Raw genomic sequence first — 22103 nt, 5'->3', positions numbered from 1 at the left:
GGTCACATGCCGCCGTTCTCCCGGCGGGTGCGCCAGCGGTTCTCCATGCGGTCCATGAAGGAGCCCCGGTTGGCCGTGCGACCGCGCGAGCGGCGGGTACGACGCCCGCCGTCGATGGAGGTGAATCCCGAGGGGTGCGACGTCATCCGGGGGTCGGCGGAGGCGGCCTGGCGACCACGGACGGCGCCGAGGCCGACCACGGCCGAGCCGAGCATCAGCACGAAGCCGGCGATGCCGACGTACCACTGGGTCAGCACGCCGACGAAGAGCAGCGCGATCCCGAGCGCGAACACGAAGCCGGCGGCGACGGCGCGGCGTCGTGCGCTGTGGCGCAGCGCGGTCCCGCGCAGCGTCGAGGCGAACTTGGGGTCCTCTTCGAGGAGGGCGCGCTCCATCTGCTCGAGAAGTCGCAGCTCCTGTTCGGAGAGTGCCACCGGAACCTCCCTGCGGGACGATGAAACCAACGCACGGGTCGTGCTTGGGGTCAGTCTAGGCAGGTGACCCACAGGACGGTAGGACGGATCCGAAAATTCGTGACCCGATCGGGTCAGGGCAGCAGGCTCGCCGGGCGGACCGCACCCGAGCCGAACCGGCGGGCGGCGAGGTCGACGGCCTGGTCGGCGTCGGACCAGCCGTGCTCGCGCTCCCCCAGGACGCCCTGGCGCTGCACCCGCGAGCGTGGCACCAGGCCCTCGACGCGCACGCCGACCAGCCGGACGCCGACCCCCCGCAGCCCCAACGCGTCGTGGAGGACGACGGCGGCGCCGTAGATCTCCTGGGTCACGTCGGTCGGCTCCGCGAGGGTCCGGCTGCGGGTGATCGTGCGGAAGTCGGAGAACCGGACCGTCAGGGTGACGGTGCGGCCGGCGACCTCGGCCGTCCGCAGCCGCCGGGCGACCTTCGCGGTGAGCCGGAGCACCTCGCGCAGCACGGTCTCCCGGTCGGCGCTGTCGCGGGCGAAGGTCTCCTGCGCACCCACCGAGCGGTCGGGCTCCCCCGCCCCCGAGCGGGCGCCGTACCCGAAGACCCCGGTGGTGCGGGTGGCGAGCTCGCTGCGGTCGGTGCCGTGCGCGAGGGCGTGCAGGTGGGCGCCGAGGTGCCGCCCGACCCGTTGCTGGAGCACGGCGACCGGGAGCCGGGTGACGTCGGCGACGGTGACCAGGCCGAGGTCGTGCAGCCGGGCCCGGGTCTTCTCCCCGATGCCGTAGAGCTCGCCGACGTCGAGCGGCGCGAGGTAGTCGGCCACCTGGTCGGGTGGCAGCACGAGGACCCCGTCGGGCTTGGCCCGTCGACTGGCGAGCTTGGCGACCGAGATCGTGGCCGCGATGCCGACCGAGCAGGTGATCCCCTGCTCGTCGCGGACCACGGCCCGGACCCGCTCGGCGATCTCGACCGGCGTGCCCAACCGGCGGGCCGCGCCGCGGACGTCGAGAAAGGCCTCGTCGGGCGAGACCGCCTCGACGAGCGGCGTGACGCGACGGAACACCTCGAGCACCGCGGTCGACACCGTCGAGAACGCGTCGTAGTCGGGCGCCAGGCGGACCGCCTGAGGGCACAGCCGCCGGGCCTGCGTGCCGCTCATGCCGGACCGGACGCCGTGGGCGCGCGCCGGGTAGCTCGCCGCCAGGACGACGCCGCGGTGCCCGCCGCCCACGATGACCGGCTGGTCGCGCAGGTCGGGACGCTCGCGCAGCATCACCGAGGCGTAGAACGCGTCCATGTCGACGTGCAGGAGCGGGGTCGCCGTCATCGGACGGCACCCCGCGCCGCCGGCGGCGGCTCAGTGGGCGAGCAGGTGCAGCTGGGTCGCCAGGGGGAGGTACTCCGAGCGGCCCGCGACGGCGCGCTCGAGGTCGACCAGCGCGGCGCCGGCGCCGGGCTCGAGGTCGAGCAGCGAACCGGGGACCAGGTCGGCGAAGACGCGGACCCCGTGGACGGAGTCGACGGTGATCCCGGCACCGTCGAGCAGCCCGGTGACCTCCTCCACGGTGAACCGTCGCCCGCTGCGACCTCGTGCCGCGGGCGCCCCGGCGCCACCGGTCGGTTCCACCGCGTCGAGGAGCGCGGCGGCCTGGGCGAAGTGCCCGGCCATCGCCCGGGCGACGACGGCGGCGTGCCGCTGGGCGACCAGCAGCGAGAGCCGTCCGCCCGGCCGCAGGACCTCGCGGATCGCTCCGAGCGCCGCCGCCGGACCCGGCACGACCTCGAGGACGCCGTGGCACAGGACCAGGTCGGCGCTGTCGGTCCCGACGGCGGCGGGCAGGTCGGAGAGGTCACCCTGGCGGCCGGCCACCTCGACGCCGCGCTCCCGCGCCCGCCGGCCGAGCGCAGCGAGGGCGTCGGGGCTGGGGTCGACGACGGTGACCCGGTGTCCGAGCCCCGCGATCCGGACGGCCGACCCGCCGGTGCCGCCGCCGATGTCGAGCACGTCGAGCGGCCCGGCCGCCAGGAGGGGCTCGAGGTCGTCCCAGACCACCGCGGTGCGAGGCGCGGCGGTGGGAGTACGGCGTTCGCTCGCGGACATGACCCGAACCCTAGCGGGCTGGCGGGGTCGATCTGGGCTGGCACAGCCACCTCGGCTCTTCGAACAGGTGTTCGAAGAACGGTATCACGAGGCCCAGATCTGCTGCGCCCACTCGGGGTGGTCGATGAACGGGTTCCGGTTGCCCTGGAAGTCGGACTGGACGAGGTCGTTGCGGCGCAGCTCGGCCGCGCTGGGCGGGTCCTCGGCGTTCCACTCGAGCAGGACCGACAGCCTGCCGTGGCGCGGGGCCGAGCCGTTGCCGACCGCGTCGTCGGCCTCGAGGTCGGGGTGGCCGTCCCCACCCTCGTAGCGGACCGACATGTAGAGGATCATCCGCGCGACGTCGCCCTTGTCCTCCTCGCGCGGCTCCCAGGAGTCGCCGTCGGAGAAGTTGCCGGGCGCCTCGTCGTTCTCGGCGCCCCCCTCGTCGAAGTCGAGGTTGCCGCGGTCGGAGTTGACCGTGACGTCGGTGGGCCGGAGGTGGTGGATGTCGGTGCCGGGCCCGGCGGCGGTGCCGAAGTCGCCGTGCGACTTGGCCCAGACGTGCTCGCGGTTCCACTGGTCGACGCCGCCGCCGTTGTCGGAGGCCGGGACGGAGGTGCCCTGGTAGAGCAGGATCACGCGGGTGGGGTCGGCCGGGTCCCGGTCGGTCACCTTGAGGGCGTCCCACACCTGGGCGTAGCTCAGCCTCGTGACGTCGGTGGAAATGATCTCGTGCAGCGCCGACTCCAGCTCGGCGCCGGTCTTGCCGAGGGCGGGCGCCCAGTAGGTGTCGTCGTGGGCGTCGGTGCCGCCGCTCGCGGCGACGGCGGAGGCGACCTGCGCGGAGGGTCCGCCAGCGTCGGCGAGCGCCGCCTGCGCCGGGACGGTGACGGCGATCGGGAGAGCCAGGGGCAGGGCGAGCAGGGCGGTGGCCGCGGTGCGGCGGAGGGGACCGAGGGGCATGCCACGACCCTGGCGAGTGGGAGCCGCCCGGTCGACCAGGGAAACCCTTGCAGCAGGGGTCAGGAGACGTGACGGACGAGCTGCTCGTGCAGCGGCGCGTGCGGGACCAGCCCGAGGGCCTGCTCGACGACGGCGAGGAAGCGGTCGGCGTCACGGACGAGGTCGTCGGCCTCGCGCTCGCTGACCGCCCGGGTGGAGCCGGCCTCGGCGGCCGCCCGCTTCGAGGCGCCGGCGGCGAAGAACGAGGCCCACTCCCCCAGCTCGGGGGCCACCTCGGCGAGCAGGACCCACGCGTTCCGCTGCGGGCGCCGCCGGGTCGCCGCCACCGGCCGGGCGCGCGCCGCGAGCAGGGCGGCCGCCGCCCGCAGTGCCGCGACGTGCGCGCAGGCGTAGCGGGTGGGCACCTCGGTGCTGGCGATGGCCTCGCTGAGCGACTCGGCGGCGCGGATGAGGTAGGAGTGCGTGGTGGCCGGGAGCATCATCGGGCGCTCTCCTGGGTCGAGGGGTGCCCCGGCGGGACCGGGGGTCGAGGTCGGCCCCACCGGAGGATCGAACACGTGTTCGAACAGGAGGAACGCTACACCCGGCCACCGACAAGCGGTCAAGACCGGATCGGCGACCCGTCGTCCGCGGTCTCGCGCCGGCTCACCGGCACGACGTGCGCCGCCGTCTCAGGCCGGTAGAGGTGGACGACGACCAGCGCCTCGAGCACCAGGCCCAGCACGCCGCCGACGACCGCGGCGAGCGGCGGGGAGGACGAGGTCAGCGCCGAGACCGTGCCCAGCCCGATCAGGGTGACGGTGCCGGCGAGCGAGTGCCGCGCCCAGCGGTGCCCGCCGACCACGAAGGCCAGCTGGACCAGCAGGAGGCAGGACACCGTCACGCCGAGGACCACCGCCACCGGCGCGAACGACGGCGGCACGCGGGTGTCGTCGGCGGAGGTGCCGGCGGCACCCAGGGCCCGCACCAGGTCGTCCTCGAACACGACGGTCAACGCGGCCAGCACCGTCGCGAGCACGACGAGTGCCCAGACCAGCTGCACCACCCGGATGACCGAGGTCGGTCGCTGCGCCATTCTCCGTCGTCTCCTGTCGGCCGTCCTGTCGGTCGGTGCGTTTACAGTCGGGCCCGTGTCCAGCGACCCGACCCCCGAACCGTCCCCGGCCGGCGAGCACCCCTCGGTGAGCCGGTTCCGCGCCGAGCACGCGCGGCTCGGCGGCACCGGTGAGATCGTCATTCTGCCCGACTCCGTCCACACCGCCGTCCTGGCGGCCCGGGCGCTCGGCTGCGAGCCGGGTGCGATCGCCAACAGCCTCCTCTTCGACGCCGGCGGCTCACCGGTCCTGATCCTCACCTCGGGCGCCCACCGGGTCGACCAGGCACTCGTGGCGGAGCGGATCGGCGTGCCGCGGCTGCAGCGTGCGACGCCCGACTTCGTCCGGGCCCACACCGGGCAGGTCATCGGCGGGGTCTCGCCGCTGGCCCACCCGGCTCCGGTGCCGACCTACCTCGACCCGTGGCTCGAGCGGCACCCCGTCGTGTGGGCGGCGGCCGGGCACCCCGCGGCGGTCTTCTCCACGACCCACGACGAGCTGCTGGCCCTGACCGGGGCCACCCTCGTCGAGGTCGAGTGAGCCGGGAGGCGTCGTCGTGGACTCCCTGGCACTGACCTTCTCGAGCGGGTGGGCGAGCGGGGTGAACGCCTACCTCGTCGTCCTGGTGCTCGGCATCGGTCACCGGGTGGGCGGCGTCGACGGCGTGCCCGACTCGCTCGCCCGGTGGGACGTCCTGGCGGTCGCGGGCTTCCTCTACGCCTTCGAGTTCGTCGCCGACAAGATCCCCTACATCGACTCCACGTGGGACGCGATCTCCACGTTCATCCGGCCGACGGCCGGCGCCGTGATCGGCCTGCTCCTCGCGGGCGACGCCGACTCGGTCACCCAGGCGCTCAACGCCACCGTCGGCGGCGGCACCGCCCTGGCCTCCCACCTCGTCAAGGCCGGCGGCCGGCTCGCCATCAACTCCTCGCCCGAGCCGGTCACCAACGTCACCGCCAGCGTCGTCGAGGACGTCGTCGTGCTCGTCCTGGTCGCCCTCGCGATCCAGCACCCGGTCGCGGCCGCCTCGATCGCCGCCGTCCTGCTGGTGCTCGGCCTCGGCATGCTGGTCCTGGCGATCAAGGTCGTGCGCCGGGGTTGGCGACGCATGCGCGACCGCCGCGCCCGCACGCGCACGTCCGCCTCCCCCGGGGCTCCGCCGGGTCCGCCGCCCCCGTGGACCTGAGCGACGCCGCCGTCCGGGCCGAGGTGACCGCGCGCCTGCAGCGCGACCACGCCGGCCGGCCCGTCGTCCTCGGGCCCGGCATCCTGGCCGGCTGGACGCCGGCCGTCGCGCGCCACGCGGCCCTCGGCTCCCCCGTCCTCGTGCTCTCGACCGGCCGCGGCGCCGGGCCGGTGCCCGACGACGGCGCGTGCCGCGTGGTCGAGGTCCCGCTCCCGCCGACCTGCTCGATGACCGAGGAGCTCCGGCTCCTCGACCGGGTCAGCCACCACCTGCCGGCCGACGTGGTCGCGGCGGTCGAGGCCTTCGACCCCGAGCGGCGCGCGGTCTGGTTCACCTCGCCGTTCGTGAGCAGCGACGAGCCGCTCCTGGGCCGCACGACCCGCGGTGGCCGGCCGGCGTCGTTCCTCGCGCTCGAGGACAAGCTGCGCGCCGACACCGTCTGGGACGCCGCCGGCGTGGCCCGGGCGCCGCGCCGGGTCGTCGCGCTCGACGCGGGGACGGCCGCGCTCGAGGCGGCCGCCGGTGCCGTGGCCGGCCCGCTCGGCACGGTGTGGAGCGGCGACGCCCGCGACGGCCCCAACGGCGGCGGCAACTTCGTCCGCTGGGTCGTCGACGAGCGCGACCGCGCGGCGGCGTTCGCGTTCTTCGCGCCCCGCTGCGACCGGGTGCGCGTGGTGCCGTTCCTCGACGGCGTGCCGTGCTCGATCCACGGGATGGTGCTGCCCGACGGCACCGCCGCCTTTCGACCGGTCGAGCTCGCCGTCCTGCGCGACCCCGTGCGACGCCGCTTCGTCTACGGCGGCCTGTCGACCTGGTGGGACCCCCCGGCCGCCGACCGCGAGCAGATGCGGGCCGCGGTGCGCCGGGTCGGGGCGCACCTGGCCGACGTCCACGGCTACCGCGGCGCCTTCGGCATCGACGGCGTGCTGACCGCCGAGGGGTTCCGCCCCACCGAGCTGAACACCCGGATGTCGGCCGGGCTGACCACCCTCGCGCAGGTCGACCGCGACCTCCTCGTCGCCCTCCAGGACCACCTCGTCGCCGGCCTCGACACCGGCCTCACCGCCGCCGACGTCGAGACGCTGGTGCCCTTGATGGACGCCGAGCGCGCCGGCCGCGCGGTCGCCGTCGGCGAGGGCGTCCCGGTCGGCGGCACGCTCTCCTACCCCGTCTCCCTGCGCGGGGGACGGTTGGTCGCCGACCCGGCCGGCAGCACGACCCTCGAGGCGGCCGACACCCCGGTCGGCTTCTTCGCCCGGCTCGACCCGGGCGGACTCCTCACGGTCGGGCAGCGCCTCGCGCCGCTCAACGCCGCGCTGCTGGCCCACCTCGACGAGACCTACGGCACGGCGTTCGGCCCGCTCGTCGCGGCGCCCGACCTCCGCACCGGCGGGTCGTAGGCCGCGCGCTCGGCGGCGTCCGGCGGCTGCCACCACCGCTGGTAGTCCTCGAGCTGGTCGCGGCTGATGACGACAGCGCCCGGCTCGGCGTTGCGCGCCGCCACCCGGCGCCAGCGCTCGTCGAGCGGGACGTCGAGCACGTGCAGCTCGACGTCCGCCCCGACGGCCCGGGCCTGCTCGCGGAGCCGGCGGCGCTCGACGCGGCTCCACAGCCCGAAGTCGACGACGACGGTGAGGCCCAGCTCGGCCAGGCGCAGCCCGTGGCGCCACTGCAGCCGCTCGAACCGGTCGCGGCGGCGCGCGTCGTGCGGGTCGATGCCGAGCGGGACCAGCCACTCGTCCGGGCACAGGTGGACGGCGTCCAGCTCGGCGACGAGGGCGCGCGCCAGCGTCGTCTTGCCGGCACCCGGCATGCCGCAGACCAGCACGATGCGTCCCACCGGCCCACCGTAGGGTTCGGCGCATGCGCGTGGTGGTCGTCGGGGGTGGGTACGGCGGCCTGGCCGTGTCGGTCCGCCTCGCCAAGCTCGGTCACGACGTCACCCTCGTGGAGGCCTCCGACCGGCTCGGCGGAGCGCTCACGACGGTCGAGACCGAGGGCTTCGCCTGGGACGCCGGCCCGTGGTCGCTGCAGGTGCCGGCCGTCGTCCGCGACCTGTTCCGCAAGAGCGGCCAGGCGCTGGAGCGCGAGCTCGGCGGGGACCTGACCCCGCTCGAGGTCGTCCGCGAGCACCGGTTCGCCGACCGCAGCGTCCTGCGGCTCCCCAGCGGCGCGCGACGCCAGACCGACGCGTTCGAGGCACTCGGTCCGGGGCTCGGCGACGCCTGGGACGCCTACGTGTCCCCGTACGCCGAGGTGTGGGACGTGCTGCGCCGTCACTACTTCGAGGAGCCGTGGACGCCGGCGGCGCTGCCGAGGGAGGTCGCCGCGCTCCTCGACAGCCGCGCGCACCTGCACCGGCGGCTGCGCAAGGCGTTCCGCGACGACCGGCCCGCGATGGTGGCCGGACACCCGTTCGTCGCCGAGGGCCACGACCTGCGCAACGTGCCGGCCTGGGCCGGCGTCGTCACGCACCTCGAGCAGCTCTTCGGCGCCTGGACGGTGCCGGCGCGGGACGGCGGCCTGGCACGGCTGCGCGACCTGCTCGTCGCGCGGCTGGCGACCCGCGGGGTGACGGTCCTGCTCGACACCCCGGCGACGGACCTCGTCGTGCGCGGGGGCCGGGTCGCGGCCGTCGCCACCGCCTCGGGCGAGGTCGCCGGCGACGCCGTCGTGTGCGCGGTCGACCCGCGCCGGCTGCCCGTGCTCGCGCCGCACGTCGCCCGCACCATGCCGGCGATGCCGCCGGTGATCGCCCACGTCGGCGTCGAGGGCGACCTCGACGACCTGCCCCACGAGACCGTGCTGCACGGCGACCCGATGGTCGTCGTCCGGCCCGGGGGTCGCGCCCCGGAGGGGCACGCCGCGCTCACCGTGCACGGCCGCGGCCGGCTCGCCGAGGACCTGCTGACCGTGCTGGCCCGCCACGGCACCGACCTGCGGCAGCGGGTCGTCGCCCGGGTCGACCGGACGCCGTACGAGACCGTGCAGGCGTGGGGCGGCTCGCCGCACGGCGTGCTGTGGCAGGGCCGCGGCACCGTGCGGCGACGCCTCGGGCCGACGACCCCGGTGCCCGGCGTGTACGCCGTCGGTGCGCACGCGACGCCCGGCTCGGGGCTGGCCTACGTCGGGCTGGGTGCGGCGCTGGTCGCGACCGTCATCGGTCCCGCCTGAGCGCGCGGGCCGGGCTCAGCCCAGCTCCCAGACGACCGTGACGGCGGCGGTGAGCTCCTCCTCGCCACCCTCGAGAGCCACCTCGGTCTTGGCGAGCGCCAGCCGCGCGTCGGCAGCACCGCCCCGGGCGACGCCACGCGTGGCGCCCTCGGCGATCGAGACCACGCTGCCGAGGCCGGCTCCGGCCAGGTCCGCGAGGTGCTCGGCGGTGGCCCGGGCGTCGGCGAAGGCGCGCTCGCGAGCCGTGCGGTGGTCGTCGGCGGTCGGCACGGAGGCCGGCGAGACGCCGTCGAGACTGATCCGGTCACCCACCTCGTCGGCCAGCGCCTGGACCAGCGCGGCGGCGGCGTCGAGGCCGGCGGCGCGGATGCTGAGCGAGTGCCGCGCCTCGTGGCCGACGCGGCGGCCCTGGTCGTCGGTGGTCTGCCAGATGTCGAGGCTCTGGGTCGCGATGCTGCCGGCGTCGGCCGGATCGACGTGGCGGCGGGCCACCTCGACGACGGCGGCACGCGCCGACTCGGCCCCCGCCAGGGCCTCGGACAGCGCCTCGGCACGGTGCGTGGCGGTCACCCGGACGACGGCGACCGAGCGCGGGAGGGCGACCCGACCGGAGCCGGTGGTGGTGACGGTGCGGGCGGCGAGCATGCTCCCGACCGTACCGTCAGACGGTGATCTGGAGCCGCTCGAAGATCTCGAGCGTGGCCCGCGAGAAGTTGAGGGTGTAGAAGTGCAGCCCCGGCGCCCCGCCGTCGAGGAGCTCGTCGCAGAGCTCGGCGGCGATGGCGATGCCCTCCGCGCGGACCGCGGCAGGGTCGTCGTGGGCGGCGACGCGGGCGACGAGGTCGGCCGGCACCTCGGCACCGATCAGCTCACCCTGACGGCGGATCGCGGCGACGTTGAGGATCGGCATGATGCCCGGAAGGATCGGGATGTCGACGCCGCGGGCGCGCACCCGCTCGACCAGGTCGAAGTAGTCCTGGGCGCGGAAGAACATCTGGGTGACCGCGAACTCGGCGCCGGCCTCGGCCTTCGCCACCAGGACGTCGGCGTCGGCGTCGCGGGACGCGGCGTTCGGGTGGCCCTCGGGGAAGGCCGCCACGCCGATCCGGAAGTCGCCGCGCGAGCGCGCGAGCTCGACCAGGTCGCGGGCGTAGTCGAGGCCGCCCTCGGTCGGGGTCCACTCGGCGCGCGGGCCGTCGGGCGGGTCGCCGCGCAGGGCCATCAGGTGGTGGACGCCCGCCTCGGCGTAGGTGTCGAGGATCCTCTCGAGCTCGTCGCGGGTGTGGCCGACGCAGGTGAGGTGCGCGACCGGGGTCAGCGACGTCTCGCGGGCGATCCGGCCGGTGATCTCGACCGTCGTGTCGCGGGTCGCGCCGCCGGCGCCGTAGGTGACCGAGACGAAGGTCGGCCGGTAGGGCTCCAGTGCCTGGATCGCCCGCCACAGGCGCTCGGTCCCGGCCTCGTCGCGCGGCGGGAAGAACTCGAAGGAGATCGACCGCTCGCCGTCGCGCAGGAGCTCGCCGATGCTGCGTCCGCGACCCGTTGCCATGCCTGGAATCGTAGAGCTCTACTGTCGTGGCGTGGTCATCGGCGACGGTTCCTGGGACGACGCGGAGTTCCGCTCCGGGCTCGATGCGAGCCTCTCGGCGTTCCTCGACGCGCAGGCCGAGCGGCTGGTTCCGCTGGGTGCCGACGCCGAGCGGCTGGTCGCGGAGGCGCGCACCGCGGTGGCCGGCGGCAAGAAGTTCCGGGCGGCGTTCTGCCACTGGGGCTTCCGGGCCGTCGAGCCCGTCGTGTCCGACGGGGCGGCGCTGCTGCGGGCCTGCGGCTCGCTCGAGCTGCTGCACGCGAGCGCCCTCGCCCACGACGACCTGATGGACGCCTCCGACACCCGCCGCGGCCGGCCCGCCACCCACCGCGCGTTCGAGGGGCAGCACCGCGGAGCGGGGTGGCGCGGTGACCCCGAGCAGTACGGCGCCGCCGCGGCGATCCTGCTCGGCGACCTGCTGCTGGGGTGGGCCGACGAGCTGCTGCGCCGCTGCGGCTTCGGCTGGGAACGCGTCGGCCCCGCCCTCGAGGTGTTCGACCTGTGCCGCACCGAGGTCATCGCCGGGCAGTTCCTCGACGTGTCGGTGCAGGCCCGCGGCCGCGCCGACGTCCAGGCCGCCATGACCGTGCTGCGCTACAAGTCGGCCAAGTACTCGATCGAGCGGCCGCTGCACGTCGGGGCCGCGCTCGCCGGCGCCGGCCCCGAGACCCTCACCGCCCTGTCGGCGTTCGGTCTCCCGCTCGGCGAGGCGTTCCAGCTGCGTGACGACCTGCTCGGCGTCTTCGGCGACCCGGCGACCACGGGCAAGCCGGCCGGCGACGACCTCGTCGAGGGCAAGCGCACCGTGCTGGTCGCGCTCGCCCTGGACGCCGCTCCCCCGGCCGACGCCGCGCTGCTCGACCGCTCCCTGGGAACGCCCCTGACGGCGTCGGAGGTCCAGCGCCTGCGCGAGGTCATCGACGCCAGCGGCGCGCACGCCCAGGTCGAGGACGTGATCTCCGAGCTCGCCGCCATCGCCGTGACCGGCCTCGACGCCGCGGCCCTCGACCCCGGCGCCACCGAGGTCCTGCGCGGACTCGCCGACGCCGTCACGCAGCGCGTGGTCTGAGCCCCCGTCCCCGGGGGTCGTGTGCCTGAGCACGGCGCATGGACCGTGCTCAGGCACACGACCCGCACGGGCCGGCCGGGGCCGCCCGGAGGGTGCCGTCAGTCGAGGGTCGGGAGGCCGGTCTCGGGGCCGGGTCCGCGCAGCAGGACGGTCAGCGACGAACCGAGGAGGTCGACGGCGATGGAGAAGACCCGCGGCTCGGCACGGGCCAGGACCGACCAGGTGTCCCAGAGGAGCACCTGGCGGGCGGGCAGGTCGGTGAGGCAGTCGGCGAGGGCGTCGAGGTTGCGGCCGTAGTGGTCGGGCAGGTCGAGGGCCTCCGCGAGGGCACCGTGCAGCTCGGGCACCGACTCGATCCGGGCGCCCTCGAGGTGCGCGAAGCGCCAGCCGGCCTCCTCGACCGGCTCGCGGACCCGGCCAGGCGGCCAGTTCGAGACCCAGTGGTAGGCGCCGGACGGCGTCCGGCCGGCCAGGATCGCGGCGAGCCCGCTCACCGGAGGATCCGTTCGAACGACGCGTAGTGGTCGGCGGTCCAGTACAGCTCGCCGTCGGCACCCGCGATGATCCGGCGGGCCCCCCGGTCGTCCTCACCGGGCGTGGGCACCGTGAACTCCTCGTAGTAGCCGCGTCCACGGTCGGGCAGCAGGCCCTCGTAGTTGCCGAACGTGCCGCCGTCCTGTCGGTAGGGGTAGGGCCCGCCCGCGTCGATCAGCCGGATGACGCCGGCCGCCTCGGGCGGCAGGTCGGCGACCGCGACCACGCCGTCCTCGGACGGGCTCGACCCGGTGGGGCTCGACCCGGCGGGGCTCGACGGTTCCGGGCCGACCGGGTCGGTCGCGATCGGGGTGGCGCCGGAGTTGCCGGTCGGCGTGCCGGGGTCGCCGCCGTTGATCAGCCAGATCCCGACGGCCACGACGAGGACCAGCACGATGGCCAGGGCGCTCGACCGCGCCGGCGCCGGCCCCGACCGGGCCGCCACTAGAAGGCCAGGGCCTGGGCGCGGCGCTTGACCTCGGTGCCACGGTTCTCGCGCAGCGCGTCGATGGCGCGGCCCGGGAAGTCCTGGTCGAGGAAGAGCCACGCGATGCACTCGCGGTCGTCGTAGCGGTTGTCGTGCATGACCGTGAGGAGGCCGGAGAGCCCCTTGACGGGCAGCCCGTCCTGGATCAGGTCGGCCGGCAGCTTCACGCCGCCGCCGGGCACCGGGACGGCGGCGGCCAGCTCGTGCTCGCGCACCATGGTCCGCACCTTGGCGGGCGTCACCTCGAGGCGGCGGGCCGCCTCGGCCCAGTCGATCCAGTCGTCGACGAGCGCGGCCAGGTCGGCCTCGGCGAGGGAGGGAGTACTCATCGCACCATGCTCCCACGCCGTCCCCACCCGGACGGGGCCGACCGCGCCACGCCGGTCGTCGGGTGGCAGGCCTCCCGGACCCGTCAACCGTAGGATGGCGGCCTCCGGCACCTTCCCCTGCCGGACAGGAGGGTCGACGTGGCGACAGACGCGAACGGCGCCGGCACGCCGTCGGCGGGCCCGCGCGGGCGCCTGCTCGACGGTCGCTACCTGGTCGGACCGCGGATCGCGCGGGGCGGGATGGCCAGCGTCCACGAGGCGCACGACGTCCGTCTCGACCGCACCGTGGCGGTCAAGATCATGCACGCGGGCCTCTCGGACGCCGACAGCGACCGCGACTTCGCCGACCGCTTCGTGCGCGAGGCGCGCGCCGCCGCCCGGCTCTCGCACCCGAACGTCGTCGCGGTCTACGACCAGGGCGACGACGACGGCACGGTGTTCCTGGCCATGGAGCTGGTCAGCGGCCACACCCTGCGCGACACGATCGCCAAGGAGAGCCCGATGCCGCCCGCGCGGGCGCTGGCGCTGATCGAGCCGGTGCTCTCAGCGCTCGCCGCCGCCCACCGGGCCGGGCTGATCCACCGCGACGTGAAGCCCGAGAACGTCCTCATCTCCGACGAGCAGTCCGGGGGGCAGGTCAAGGTCGCCGACTTCGGGCTGGCGAAGGCGATCAGCGCCGACACCCAGCACACGGCCACCCAGGGCGTGCTCATCGGCACCGTGTCCTACCTGGCGCCCGAGCTGGTCGTCGAGGGCCGCGCCGACGCGCGCGCCGACGTCTACGCCGCCGGCGTGATGCTCTACGAGCTGCTCACCGGTGAGAAGCCGCACGAGGGCGAGACCCCGATCGCCGTGGCCTACAAACACGTGCACCACGACGTGCCGCCGCCGTCGGCCCTGGTGCCCGGCATCCCGCCGTACGTCGATGCGCTGGTCGCCCGCGCCACTGCCCGCGACCGGGCGCTGCGGCCCGCCGACGCCGGCGTCCTGCTGCACCAGGTGCACCGGGTCTCGCACGCCCTCGACCGCGGCGTCCGCGACGACCCCGAGCTCACCCTGGACCTCGCACCGCACCTGCTGACCCCCGAGCGCGACGACCTCGACACCGACGTCGCGCTCTTCGCCGACCAACGGCTGCCCCGCGACCACCACGAGCCGACGACCACGCTGCCGGTCCTCGACGCGCCCGCGACCCGGCCCGTGCCGCTCCCCCCGCGAACCGACCAGCGCCCCGACCCGCGCACCGGCCAGCGCCCCGGCCAGCAGTCCCGCCAGGCCCAGCCGCCCGGCCCGCCTCCGCGTCAGCGGCCCGGGCAGGCGCCCCGGCAGGCGGGGCCGCCGGGATCGGGGCCGACCGGTCGTCCGCGGCGCTCGCGCCGCGGACCGGTCCTGCTCGTGCTGGCGCTCGTCCTGGCGCTCGCCGTGGGCGGCGGCGCGTTCTGGTACGGCTGGGCCCGCTACACCGCCGCGCCCACCGTCGTCGGGGAGTCCCGGGCGGTCGCGATCGCCGCCGTCGAGGACGCCGAGCTCGAGATCGCCTTCGCCGAGCCCGTCTACGACTCCGACGTCCCGGAGGGTGACGTCGTCTCCGCCGACCCGGCCGGCGGCGCCCAGGTGCTGCCCGGCGACACCGTCACGGTCACCCTCTCGCTCGGCAAGCTGATCGTCCCGGGGGTCCGCAACCTCACCGAGGACGCCGCGCAGGACGAGCTGATGGCCGTCCAGCTCGAGATCGGCGAGAGCATCGGCCGGTACTCCGAGACGGTCGGCGCCGACTCCGTGCTCGGCACCGTCCCGAAGGCCGGGGCCGAGCTCTCCAGCGGCGACACCGTCCAGATCGTCGTCAGCCTCGGCCGGCGTCCGATCAAGGTCGGCAGCTGGGTCGGCAGGACGCTCGAGGAGGCCGTCGCGGCCCTCGACCGCCGCAACCTCGACCACCAGAGCACCGAGGTCTTCGACGCCGAGGTCCCCCGGGGCACGATCATCTCCCAGGACCCCGCGGGCGGCACCCTGTTCCGCGACGACGTCGTCTCCCTCGTGGTCTCGAAGGGCCCGGAGATGGTCGAGGTCCCGCGCGTGAACCTGTTCGGCGTCGAGGCGGCCGAGCAGGCGCTGCGCGACGCCGGCCTGGTGCCGCAGCGCTCCGAGGAGGACGACTACTACGGCCTCGGGTTCGTCGTGCGCACCGACCCGGCGGCCGGCACCTCGGTGCCGAAGGGCAGCACGGTCACGATCTACGTCGTCTGAGGGCCTCCGGCCGGGGACGACGAGGTCACGGCCGGGTAACTCTCCACCCTCACGGGTTGCCGCCGGCCCCCGACCGGTTGTCAGATGTGCCGATGCCCACCAGCGACCTCGACGAGCCGTGGTCGCCGGACCGCACCGGCGGCACCGCAGCCGACCCGAGCCGGTCGGCGGCCCGCGGCGTCGAGGTCCGGTGCGAGGGCGTGGTCCACCTCTACCGCACCTTCGCCGGGCACGACGTCGTCGCCCTGCGCGGGATCGACCTCGTGATCGGTGCCGGGGAGCGGGTCGCGTTCCTCGGGCCGTCCGGGTGCGGCAAGTCGACGCTGCTGACCCTGCTCGGCGGCATCCAGCGCCCGAGCGCCGGACGGATCTTCCTCGACGACGAGGAGATCTCCCGACTCGGTGAACGGCGTCTGACCCGGGTCCGCTCGCGGCTCGTCGGCACCGTGCTCCAGGGCGCCACCCGCAACCTGCTGCCCTACGCGACCGCCCGGCAGAACCTCTCCTTCGCCCGGCTGGGCACCGGCGGGCGCGACGACCGGCGCGACCTCCCCCTCCCCGAGGAGCTGCTCGACGTCGTCGGGCTGGCCGACCAGCGCGACCAGACCGTCAGGACCATGTCGGGCGGACAGCGCCAGCGCCTCGCCCTGGCCTGCGCGGTCGCGACCGGGCCGCGCCTGCTGCTCGCCGACGAGCCGACCAGCGCGCTCGGCCACGACGACCGCGACGCCGTCGTCGCCCTGCTGCACCGGATCGGCACCGACCTGGGCACCACCGTGGTCGTGGTCACCCACGAGGCGGAGGTCGCGGCCACCTTCCCGCGCACCGTCACGATGAAGGGCGGCCGGATCGGGGCCGAGGGCCGGGCCGGGTCGGAGTACGTCGTGGTCGGCGAGGAGGGGCTGGTGCACCTGCCGACCGAGCTGGTCGACCTGTGGCCGGCGGGCACCCTGGTGCGGATCGAGCAGCACCCCGACGAGGGCTCGCTGGTCATCACCCGCGAGGACCGGGCCGGCGAGGTCGCCCCGTGATCCAGCTCTCGGGCGTCGGCTACGAGGCCGGCGGCAACGTCGTCCTCGCCGACGTCGACGTGCGCTTCGAGGCCGGGCGGATGACCGCCCTGTCCGGGTCGAGCGGCTCGGGCAAGACCTCGCTGCTCTCCGTCGCCGGTGGTCTGGTCGAGCCCACGGCCGGCACCGCGACGCTCGACGGCGAGCCGACCTGGCGGGGCACCGGCGACCCGCCGCCCGACGTCGCCTTCGTCCTGCAGGTCTACGGGCTGGTGCCCGTGCTGTCGGCCCGGGAGAACGTCTCGGTGGCGCTGCGGGCCCGGGGAACCACCCCCGTGGAGGCCGACGAGCGGGCCGACGCCGCGCTGGCCGCGCTGCACGTCGCCGACCTCGGCGACCGTCAGGTCGAGGAGCTGTCCGGCGGCCAGCTCCAGCGGGTGGCGATCGCGCGCGCCCTGGTCGTGCACGCCCGCGTGCTCCTGGCCGACGAGCCGACCAGCGAGCTCGACGCCACGACCCGCGGGCGGGTGATGGCGCTGCTGCGCGCCGAGGCGGACGCCGGGGCGGTCGTCGTGGTCGCGAGCCACGACCCCGACGTCATCGAGCTCTGCGACGCGCACCACCCGATGTCCGAGGGCAGGCTCGTCCGCCCTCGGCACCGGGCCGACTGATGGGGACCCGCTGATGCGCGTCCTCCGCGCCGCCCGGGCGTACGGCGGCGCGCTGACCCTGCTCGCCGCCACGGCCGCGGCGCTCGTGGCCGCGGTGGTCGTCGGCGTCGCCGCCACCGGTCCCGACGGGCGGCCCGCCACCGTCGTCCCGCTGCTGCTGCTGGCCCTGGTCGTGGTGCCCGTGCCGACCGTCGAGCTGGCCCGGAGGCGCCGGGCCGAGGTGGCGCTCGTGCGGGTGCGCGGCGCCGGGCCCGGCCGCCTCCTCGGCGCGGTGGCCGGGCCTGCCGTCGGCGCCGTTCTCGTGGGCGCGGCCGCCGGCGCCGCCGGCGGCCTCGCCGGCGCGTCCCTGCTCCGCGAGCCGTGGGACCTCCCAGCCGCCCCCGGATCGTCGCCGTGGGTCTGGGGCGGCGTGGCCGCCACGGTGGCGCTGCTCACCGCCCTGGCCGGCTGTGCGGCCGTCGCCCGGGAACCGCTGGCGACGGCCCTGGTCCGGCCGGGCTGGCGCCGCGCCCCCGGGGTGGCCGACGTCGTGGTCGGGGTCGCGCTGCTCGTCGCGGTCGCCGTCGTCGTCCAGCGGTCCCGCGGCGGTGCACCGGGCGACGGAGGAGCGCCCACGGGCGGCGACCTGGTGCTCGCGGGCTCCGCCGTGCTGGGCGTCGCCGCCGGGCACGCCCTGGTGACCGGCCTCCGCGCGCTCGTGCCGGCCGTCGCGGCCGACGGCAGGTCGACCGCCGTCCTGCTCGCCCTGCGCCGGGTCGTGGCGGGCGACCAGCGGGCACGGACCCGGGCGGTCGTGGCGGCCGGCGTGGTCGCGGTCGCGGCCCTCACCGCCGCCACCGCGGCCGGCGGCTGGGCCGACCGGGCGGCGCGGCTCGACCAGGGTGGCCCGGTCCGGGTCGCCCTCGCGGACACCGACGCGCTGTCGGCGCTGCTGCTCACCCGCGACCTCGACCCGGAGGGCCGCTGGTTGATGGCCGCCGCGTTCGACGCCTCGCGGGACGAGCCCGAGCTCCGGATCGCCTGGCTCGACCTCGCCCGCTACGACCGGGTCTCCGGCGACTTCCTCGCCGGCTCCGCCGCCGACGTGGGTCCGGAGACCGACTCCCTCCGCGCCGCGCCCGCGGTCGCGCCGGTCACCGGCGACGCCGTCACCGTCACCCGCGCCGGCGCCGACCGCCCAGTCACCGTCACGCTCTCGTTCCTCACCGACGACGCCGGCCTCGACACGGCGTCCGTCGCGCTCGGAGCAGGTGAGGCAACCGGCACCGCAGAGGTGTCCACGTGCCCCCGAGCCTGCGTCGTCGTCGGCCTCACCGCGACCGCCCCGGTGGAGGTGACCGCCCTGGGTCTCGGAGCGACCGACCTCCTCGCCGCTGCCTGGACGAGCGCCGGCACGACCGCCGGGTCGACCACCGGGACGAGCCGCAGGACGACCGACCAGACGACCGGGGGCAGCCTCGCCCTCGGTCCCGCCGCGCCCCTGGCACCCTCGGCCGCGACCACGGCGATCCCGGTCCTGACGGCCGGCCGGCCGTCCTGGCCCGACGCCGGACCCGCCGTGCCCGGGATCGGCGGCGGGTCCCGCCCGGCGACCGCGGCCGGCGACCGCACCGCGCTGCCGCTGGTGGGCGCGGCCGGCGTGCTCGCCGACCTCCCCACCGCGCTCGCCGGGGCCGTCGACTCGGTCTCCGGCGTCCAGGTGCTCGTGCTCGCGCGGGCCGACACCCCCGCCGACGTCCTGGCGGGCCTGCGCGACGCCGGCGGCGACCCGGTGACCTTCGGCGGCGGCGAGGCCGCGCTGGAGGGGCCGTGGGCGGCGGAGCGGCACGCCCGGTCGGTCGTCGCGGTCGGCGCCGGTGCGCTCGGGCTCCTGGTGTTCCTGGCCGGGCGCCGCCGCCGGGGTCTCGCCGCCCGCCGTGAGCACGCCGCCCTCCGGCTGGTCGGGGTCCCCGGGCCCGAGCGCCGCCGCGCCGACGTCCTCGAGGCGGCGGTCCTCGCCGGGGCGACCCTCGCCGCCACCGCCGGCGCCGGCTACCTCGCGGCGGTGACCGTCGTCGCCGCCACCCCGCTGGTCCCGGCCGGCCCGGCCCGGCCGCCGATCGGCTCGACCGTGGAGCCGTGGGTCCTGCTCCTCGGCGCCGTCGGCACGGCGGTCGCCGCCGTGCTCGGCGCCGCGCTCGTCCGGGCCGGCGCGGCCCGGCGCAGCGACCCCGCCCGCCTGCTCGAGGAGGAGTCGTGACGATCCTCGCGACCGTGCTGCGCGGGCTGCGCTCGCGCGCCCTGCTGTCCGTGGCGAGCCTGGTGATGATGGTGCTCAGCGTGGCCGGGGCGGTGCTCGGCCCCGCCTTCCAGCAGGCCGCGACGACGTCGTACACGCTCACCCGGCTCGCCGACGCGCCGCCGCCGCTCACGGGGCTCACCTTCGAGGTCGGCGCCGGCCGGACGGGCGACCTCGACGGCCTGGTCGCCGCCGGCGTGGCCGCGGTCGAGCGCGAGCTGCCCGACCTCTACGAGTCACCCGTCGTGATCCTGATGTCCCGGCCGGTCTACGGCGCCGCCGACGTCACCTACCTCGCCCGGGACGACGTCTGCTCCGTCCTCGACGTCCGGGGCCGCTGCCCGGAGCGTCCGGACGAGGTGCTGGTCAACGAGGACGACCTCGGCGCCCTGGCCGTCGGCGACCGCGTCGACGCGCCGCTCCTCGGCCGTCCCCGCATCGTGGGGACCTACACGACCCCCGACGACTCGGAGCACTGGCTCCTCCCGACCCTGCTGTCCTCGCGCCCCGAGTCGAGCAGCGGCGCGCCGGCGCTGGGGCCGTTCATCGTCACCGACGACGTGCTCGCCGGGCTCCCCCGTCGGCTGTGGGCGCCCCGGCTCGAGAGTCGCCTCCGGGTGCCCGACTCCCTGACCGACACCGAGCTCGACGCGCTGGTCGCGACCACCGAGCGGCTCCGGGCGGTCGAGGTCGACCTCGACGACGGCGGCACCGTCGTCGGCACGTCGGTGGTCAACGACCTGCAGACGGTCCTCGTCGACGTCCGCTCGCAGCGCGCCGCGGCCCGGTCCGCGGTCGCCCCGGCCGCCGTCTCGCTGGTGCTGGTCGCGCTGGCGATCATCCTGCGCCTGCAGACCGCCGCCGCCGAGCGTCGTGGCCACGAGCTGGCCCTGGCCGCGCTGCGCGGGGTCGGCCGACGACGGTCCTGGCTGCTCGGCCTGGCCGAACCCTGGCTCCTGGTCCTGCTGAGCGCCCCTCTCGGCGTCCTCGTCGGGTACGCCGCCACCGTGGCGCTGGCCCGGTCGTCGTTGCGCGACGGCCTGGTCGTCGACCTGCCGGCCGCGTCCGTCCTGAACGCGGTCGCCGTCACCCTCGTCGTCGCGGCCGTCACCGCCGTCGCCGTGGGGCAGGGGATGCAAGAGACCCTCGGCGCCCGCCTGGCAGGGGTACGACGCCCGGGTGGCCGGCGCGGGTGGACCGGGCTCGTCGTCGAGGTGGTCGTCGTCGCCCTGGCGGCCGCGCTGACCCTCGCCCGCCTCGGCGCCGGCAGCGACGGCAGCGACGGCCTCGGCGCCACCGACCTGCTGCTGCCCGTGGCCCTCGCGGTCGCCGCTGGGCTGCTGGTCACCCGCGGCACCGTCGCGGTCGCCGGCTGGTGGACCGAGCGGTTCGGCGACCGGCCCCTGTCGGCCTTCGTCGCGGGCCGGGCGATCGCCCGGCGCTCCCAGGGCACCCTGGTGATCCTCCCCGTGACGGCAGCCATCGCGATCTCGGTCTTCGCCATCGGGGTCGACTCGGCCGCGGGCCGCTGGCGCGACAGCGTGGCCAGCACCCGCTCCCCCGCCGACCAGGTCTGGGCCTCGCCCCTCGACGCCGTCGCGACCCTGCGGCTGACCCGTGCGATCGATGCCGACGGCCGCTGGACGATGGCCGCCGCAGCCGTGAGCATCCCCGAGACCGGCCCGATCGTCCTGGTCGACTCCGAGCGTCTCGGCCGGGTCGGCCGCTGGTCGCCGCAGTGGCTCGCCGACGGCGGGGACGCGGCCGAGGCCGCCGACCTGGTGCGCCCGCCGTCCCCGCTGCTCGTCCTCACCGGGCGCCGGGTGGGACTCACGGTCGCGACAGGGACACCGGTGACGCTCAAGCTCGACGTCCGCACCGCCACCGGCACGGCGTTCCTGCGCGTCGGGCCGTTCGAGCCCGGCACCTCGACCGTCGCCACGCCCGCGGAGGAGTGCGCGGCCGGCTGCGAGGTGCGCGCCGTCTCCCTGGAGGGCGGCACCGGACCGGCCCGGGTCTCCGCCGCGAGCACCGACCTCGGCGACGCCCGGCTCCTCGACTCCGGGTGGACGCGCGCCGACGCCGGGGGCTCCGCGGTCGAGGACGGCGTCCTGGTGGTGGAGCCGGGCGCACCGGTGGTGCCCGCCGCGATCGGTTCCCCGATGCGCGCGGTCCTGGGCCGCGACGCCGACGCCACCGTGGTCGACGGCTCCGGGGACGGGGCCGGGACGTCGATCACGGTCGCGTCCGGCACCATCCCGGTCGAGGTCACCGCGCGGGCCGAGAGCCTCCCGCTGACCGGTCCCGGCGGCATCATGCTCGACCTCGCGACGTTCCTCGCCCACGAGGAGCCGGCCACGGCCCTGGTGGAGCCGCTCGTGCTCGTCCGGGACGACGCGCCCGCCTCGGTGACCGACGCCCTCGGCGCGGCCGGGATGACCCGCACGGGCGGTGCGGCCGACACCCGACGCGCGCTCGACGAGACGGCGTACGCCCAGGCCCTCCGCCTCTACGTCGTGGTCGGGGCGGCGGTCCTGCTGATGGCCCTCGGCGGCCTCCTGGTCTCCACGCTGGTCCAGCTGCCCGACCGGCGCCGCGACGCGGCGGCGCTGCGCGTGGTCGGGGTGAGCCGCCGCACCGTCGTGCTCGCCGCGTGGTGGGAGTCGGTCGTCGTCCTGGGTGCGGCGACGCTGGCCGGGCTCGCCGCAGGCCTGCTCGCGCAGGTCGTCCTGCTGCGCTCGATCACGCTCGGGCTCGTCGACGACAGCGCGACGCCGCGGGTCCTCGCCGACGCCGACGGGAACCGTCTCGTGCTGCTGGCCGGTGGGGTGGCCGTGACCCTGGCGCTCGTGGCGGTCCTCGCCTCGGTCGCCGTCGTGCGCCGCGCCCGGGCCGCGACCCTGCGTGAGGACGCCCGGTAGCGCGGAGCCCCCGATAACCGTGCGACGGGTGTCGGCGCGAGGT

At 76.4% G+C, this 22103-nt stretch carries 22 protein-coding genes; 10 read left to right on the top strand and 12 right to left on the bottom strand.

The genetic code is table 11. The annotated features are described in order from the left end of the window. Positions 1-2: 2 nt before the first annotated feature. From E4623_RS16135 to E4623_RS16110, 6 genes are all read right to left on the bottom strand, one after another. On the bottom strand, positions 3-434 hold the full coding sequence (locus E4623_RS16135) for a DUF3040 domain-containing protein (protein WP_134767557.1): 432 nt from the start codon (positions 432-434) through the stop codon (positions 3-5). A gap of 113 nt (positions 435-547) precedes the next feature. Then, entirely contained in the window at positions 548-1750 is a 1203-nt protein-coding gene (dinB, locus tag E4623_RS16130; protein ID WP_134767556.1) for a DNA polymerase IV, read from the bottom strand. A 30-nt stretch (positions 1751-1780) separates the two neighbouring features. Further along, positions 1781-2524 (bottom strand): methyltransferase domain-containing protein, encoded by a 744-nt coding sequence (locus tag E4623_RS16125; RefSeq protein WP_134767555.1) that lies wholly within the window; start codon positions 2522-2524, stop codon positions 1781-1783. Between the two features lie 84 nt (positions 2525-2608). After that, positions 2609-3469 (bottom strand): endonuclease, encoded by an 861-nt coding sequence (locus E4623_RS16120; RefSeq protein WP_134767554.1) that lies wholly within the window; start codon positions 3467-3469, stop codon positions 2609-2611. 59 nt (positions 3470-3528) lie between these two features. After that, positions 3529-3951 (bottom strand): SAV_6107 family HEPN domain-containing protein, encoded by a 423-nt coding sequence (locus tag E4623_RS16115; protein WP_134767553.1) that lies wholly within the window; start codon positions 3949-3951, stop codon positions 3529-3531. Between the two features lie 119 nt (positions 3952-4070). Beyond that, on the bottom strand, positions 4071-4544 hold the full coding sequence (locus E4623_RS16110) for a hypothetical protein (RefSeq protein WP_134767552.1): 474 nt from the start codon (positions 4542-4544) through the stop codon (positions 4071-4073). A gap of 55 nt (positions 4545-4599) precedes the next feature. Here E4623_RS16110 and E4623_RS16105 point away from each other — a divergent pair, with 55 nt between their 5' ends. From E4623_RS16105 to E4623_RS16095, 3 genes are read left to right on the top strand one after another with little or no spacing between them, the layout of a single operon-like run. Continuing rightward, positions 4600-5103: a YbaK/EbsC family protein gene (locus E4623_RS16105; RefSeq protein WP_245155115.1), complete on the top strand. Its 504-nt coding sequence runs from the start codon at positions 4600-4602 to the stop codon at positions 5101-5103. 16 nt (positions 5104-5119) lie between these two features. Continuing rightward, the gene (locus E4623_RS16100) at positions 5120-5752 is read left to right on the top strand and encodes a DUF4126 domain-containing protein (protein WP_134767550.1); all 633 of its coding nucleotides are present in this window, start codon (positions 5120-5122) and stop codon (positions 5750-5752) included. Further along, positions 5743-7152 carry a hypothetical protein gene (locus tag E4623_RS16095; RefSeq protein ID WP_134767549.1) on the top strand — a complete coding sequence of 470 codons (1410 nt, stop codon included), beginning with the start codon at positions 5743-5745 and terminating at the stop codon, positions 7150-7152. The genes E4623_RS16100 and E4623_RS16095 overlap by 10 nt, the downstream gene beginning before the upstream one ends. On the opposite strand, the gene E4623_RS16090 is transcribed toward E4623_RS16095, so the two are convergent. Next, positions 7092-7592, bottom strand: coding sequence for an AAA family ATPase (locus E4623_RS16090; protein ID WP_134767548.1), 501 nt, complete (start codon positions 7590-7592; stop codon positions 7092-7094). The genes E4623_RS16095 and E4623_RS16090 overlap by 61 nt on opposite strands. A 23-nt stretch (positions 7593-7615) precedes the next feature. On the opposite strand from E4623_RS16090, the gene E4623_RS16085 reads away from it, so the two are divergent. Continuing rightward, the gene (locus tag E4623_RS16085) at positions 7616-8926 is read left to right on the top strand and encodes an NAD(P)/FAD-dependent oxidoreductase (protein ID WP_134767547.1); all 1311 of its coding nucleotides are present in this window, start codon (positions 7616-7618) and stop codon (positions 8924-8926) included. Positions 8927-8941: 15 nt separating this feature from the next. Here the strand turns inward: E4623_RS16085 and E4623_RS16080 are convergent, their stop codons facing one another. Next, positions 8942-9571 carry an SIMPL domain-containing protein gene (locus tag E4623_RS16080; RefSeq protein WP_134767546.1) on the bottom strand — a complete coding sequence of 210 codons (630 nt, stop codon included), beginning with the start codon at positions 9569-9571 and terminating at the stop codon, positions 8942-8944. 16 nt (positions 9572-9587) lie between these two features. Then, the gene (metF, locus tag E4623_RS16075) at positions 9588-10475 is read right to left on the bottom strand and encodes a methylenetetrahydrofolate reductase [NAD(P)H] (RefSeq protein ID WP_134767545.1); all 888 of its coding nucleotides are present in this window, start codon (positions 10473-10475) and stop codon (positions 9588-9590) included. A 31-nt stretch (positions 10476-10506) separates the two neighbouring features. Between metF and E4623_RS16070 the strand changes: the two genes are divergently transcribed. Then, positions 10507-11583 (top strand): polyprenyl synthetase family protein, encoded by a 1077-nt coding sequence (locus E4623_RS16070; protein ID WP_134767544.1) that lies wholly within the window; start codon positions 10507-10509, stop codon positions 11581-11583. Positions 11584-11681: 98 nt separating this feature from the next. Here E4623_RS16070 and E4623_RS16065 read toward each other — a convergent pair whose 3' ends face one another. From E4623_RS16065 to E4623_RS16055, 3 genes are read right to left on the bottom strand one after another with little or no spacing between them, the layout of a single operon-like run. Then, the gene (locus E4623_RS16065; RefSeq protein ID WP_134767543.1) at positions 11682-12077 is read right to left on the bottom strand and encodes a barstar family protein; all 396 of its coding nucleotides are present in this window, start codon (positions 12075-12077) and stop codon (positions 11682-11684) included. Further along, positions 12074-12511, bottom strand: a complete 438-nt coding sequence (locus E4623_RS16060; protein WP_245155114.1) for a ribonuclease domain-containing protein — start codon at positions 12509-12511, stop codon at positions 12074-12076. The genes E4623_RS16065 and E4623_RS16060 overlap by 4 nt, the downstream gene beginning before the upstream one ends. 50 nt (positions 12512-12561) lie before the next feature. Beyond that, positions 12562-12933 carry an Rv2175c family DNA-binding protein gene (locus E4623_RS16055; RefSeq protein WP_134767542.1) on the bottom strand — a complete coding sequence of 124 codons (372 nt, stop codon included), beginning with the start codon at positions 12931-12933 and terminating at the stop codon, positions 12562-12564. A 138-nt stretch (positions 12934-13071) separates the two neighbouring features. On the opposite strand from E4623_RS16055, the gene E4623_RS16050 reads away from it, so the two are divergent. The 5 genes from E4623_RS16050 to E4623_RS16030 all read left to right on the top strand — a co-directional run bounded on the left by E4623_RS16050 (position 13072) and on the right by E4623_RS16030 (position 22060). After that, positions 13072-15180 carry a Stk1 family PASTA domain-containing Ser/Thr kinase gene (locus E4623_RS16050; RefSeq protein ID WP_245155113.1) on the top strand — a complete coding sequence of 703 codons (2109 nt, stop codon included), beginning with the start codon at positions 13072-13074 and terminating at the stop codon, positions 15178-15180. Positions 15181-15272: 92 nt separating this feature from the next. Beyond that, a complete protein-coding gene (locus tag E4623_RS16045) occupies positions 15273-16211 on the top strand; it encodes an ABC transporter ATP-binding protein (RefSeq protein WP_134767541.1) in 939 nt (312 codons plus the stop codon). Then, positions 16208-16861, top strand: coding sequence for an ATP-binding cassette domain-containing protein (locus E4623_RS16040; RefSeq protein WP_134767540.1), 654 nt, complete (start codon positions 16208-16210; stop codon positions 16859-16861). Before E4623_RS16045 ends, E4623_RS16040 begins: the two co-directional genes overlap by 4 nt. Before the next feature lie 13 nt (positions 16862-16874). Continuing rightward, positions 16875-19100 (top strand): hypothetical protein, encoded by a 2226-nt coding sequence (locus E4623_RS16035; protein WP_134767539.1) that lies wholly within the window; start codon positions 16875-16877, stop codon positions 19098-19100. Continuing rightward, positions 19097-22060, top strand: coding sequence for an FtsX-like permease family protein (locus E4623_RS16030; RefSeq protein WP_134767538.1), 2964 nt, complete (start codon positions 19097-19099; stop codon positions 22058-22060). The genes E4623_RS16035 and E4623_RS16030 overlap by 4 nt, the downstream gene beginning before the upstream one ends. Positions 22061-22103 lie beyond the last annotated feature (43 nt).

The organism is Nocardioides sp. 1609 (assembly GCF_004522105.1).
In the GTDB taxonomy this organism is placed as follows: domain Bacteria; phylum Actinomycetota; class Actinomycetes; order Propionibacteriales; family Nocardioidaceae; genus Nocardioides.
The sequence above is the reverse complement of the archived record's forward strand: the minus strand, read 5'-3'. Positions and strand labels throughout refer to the sequence as shown.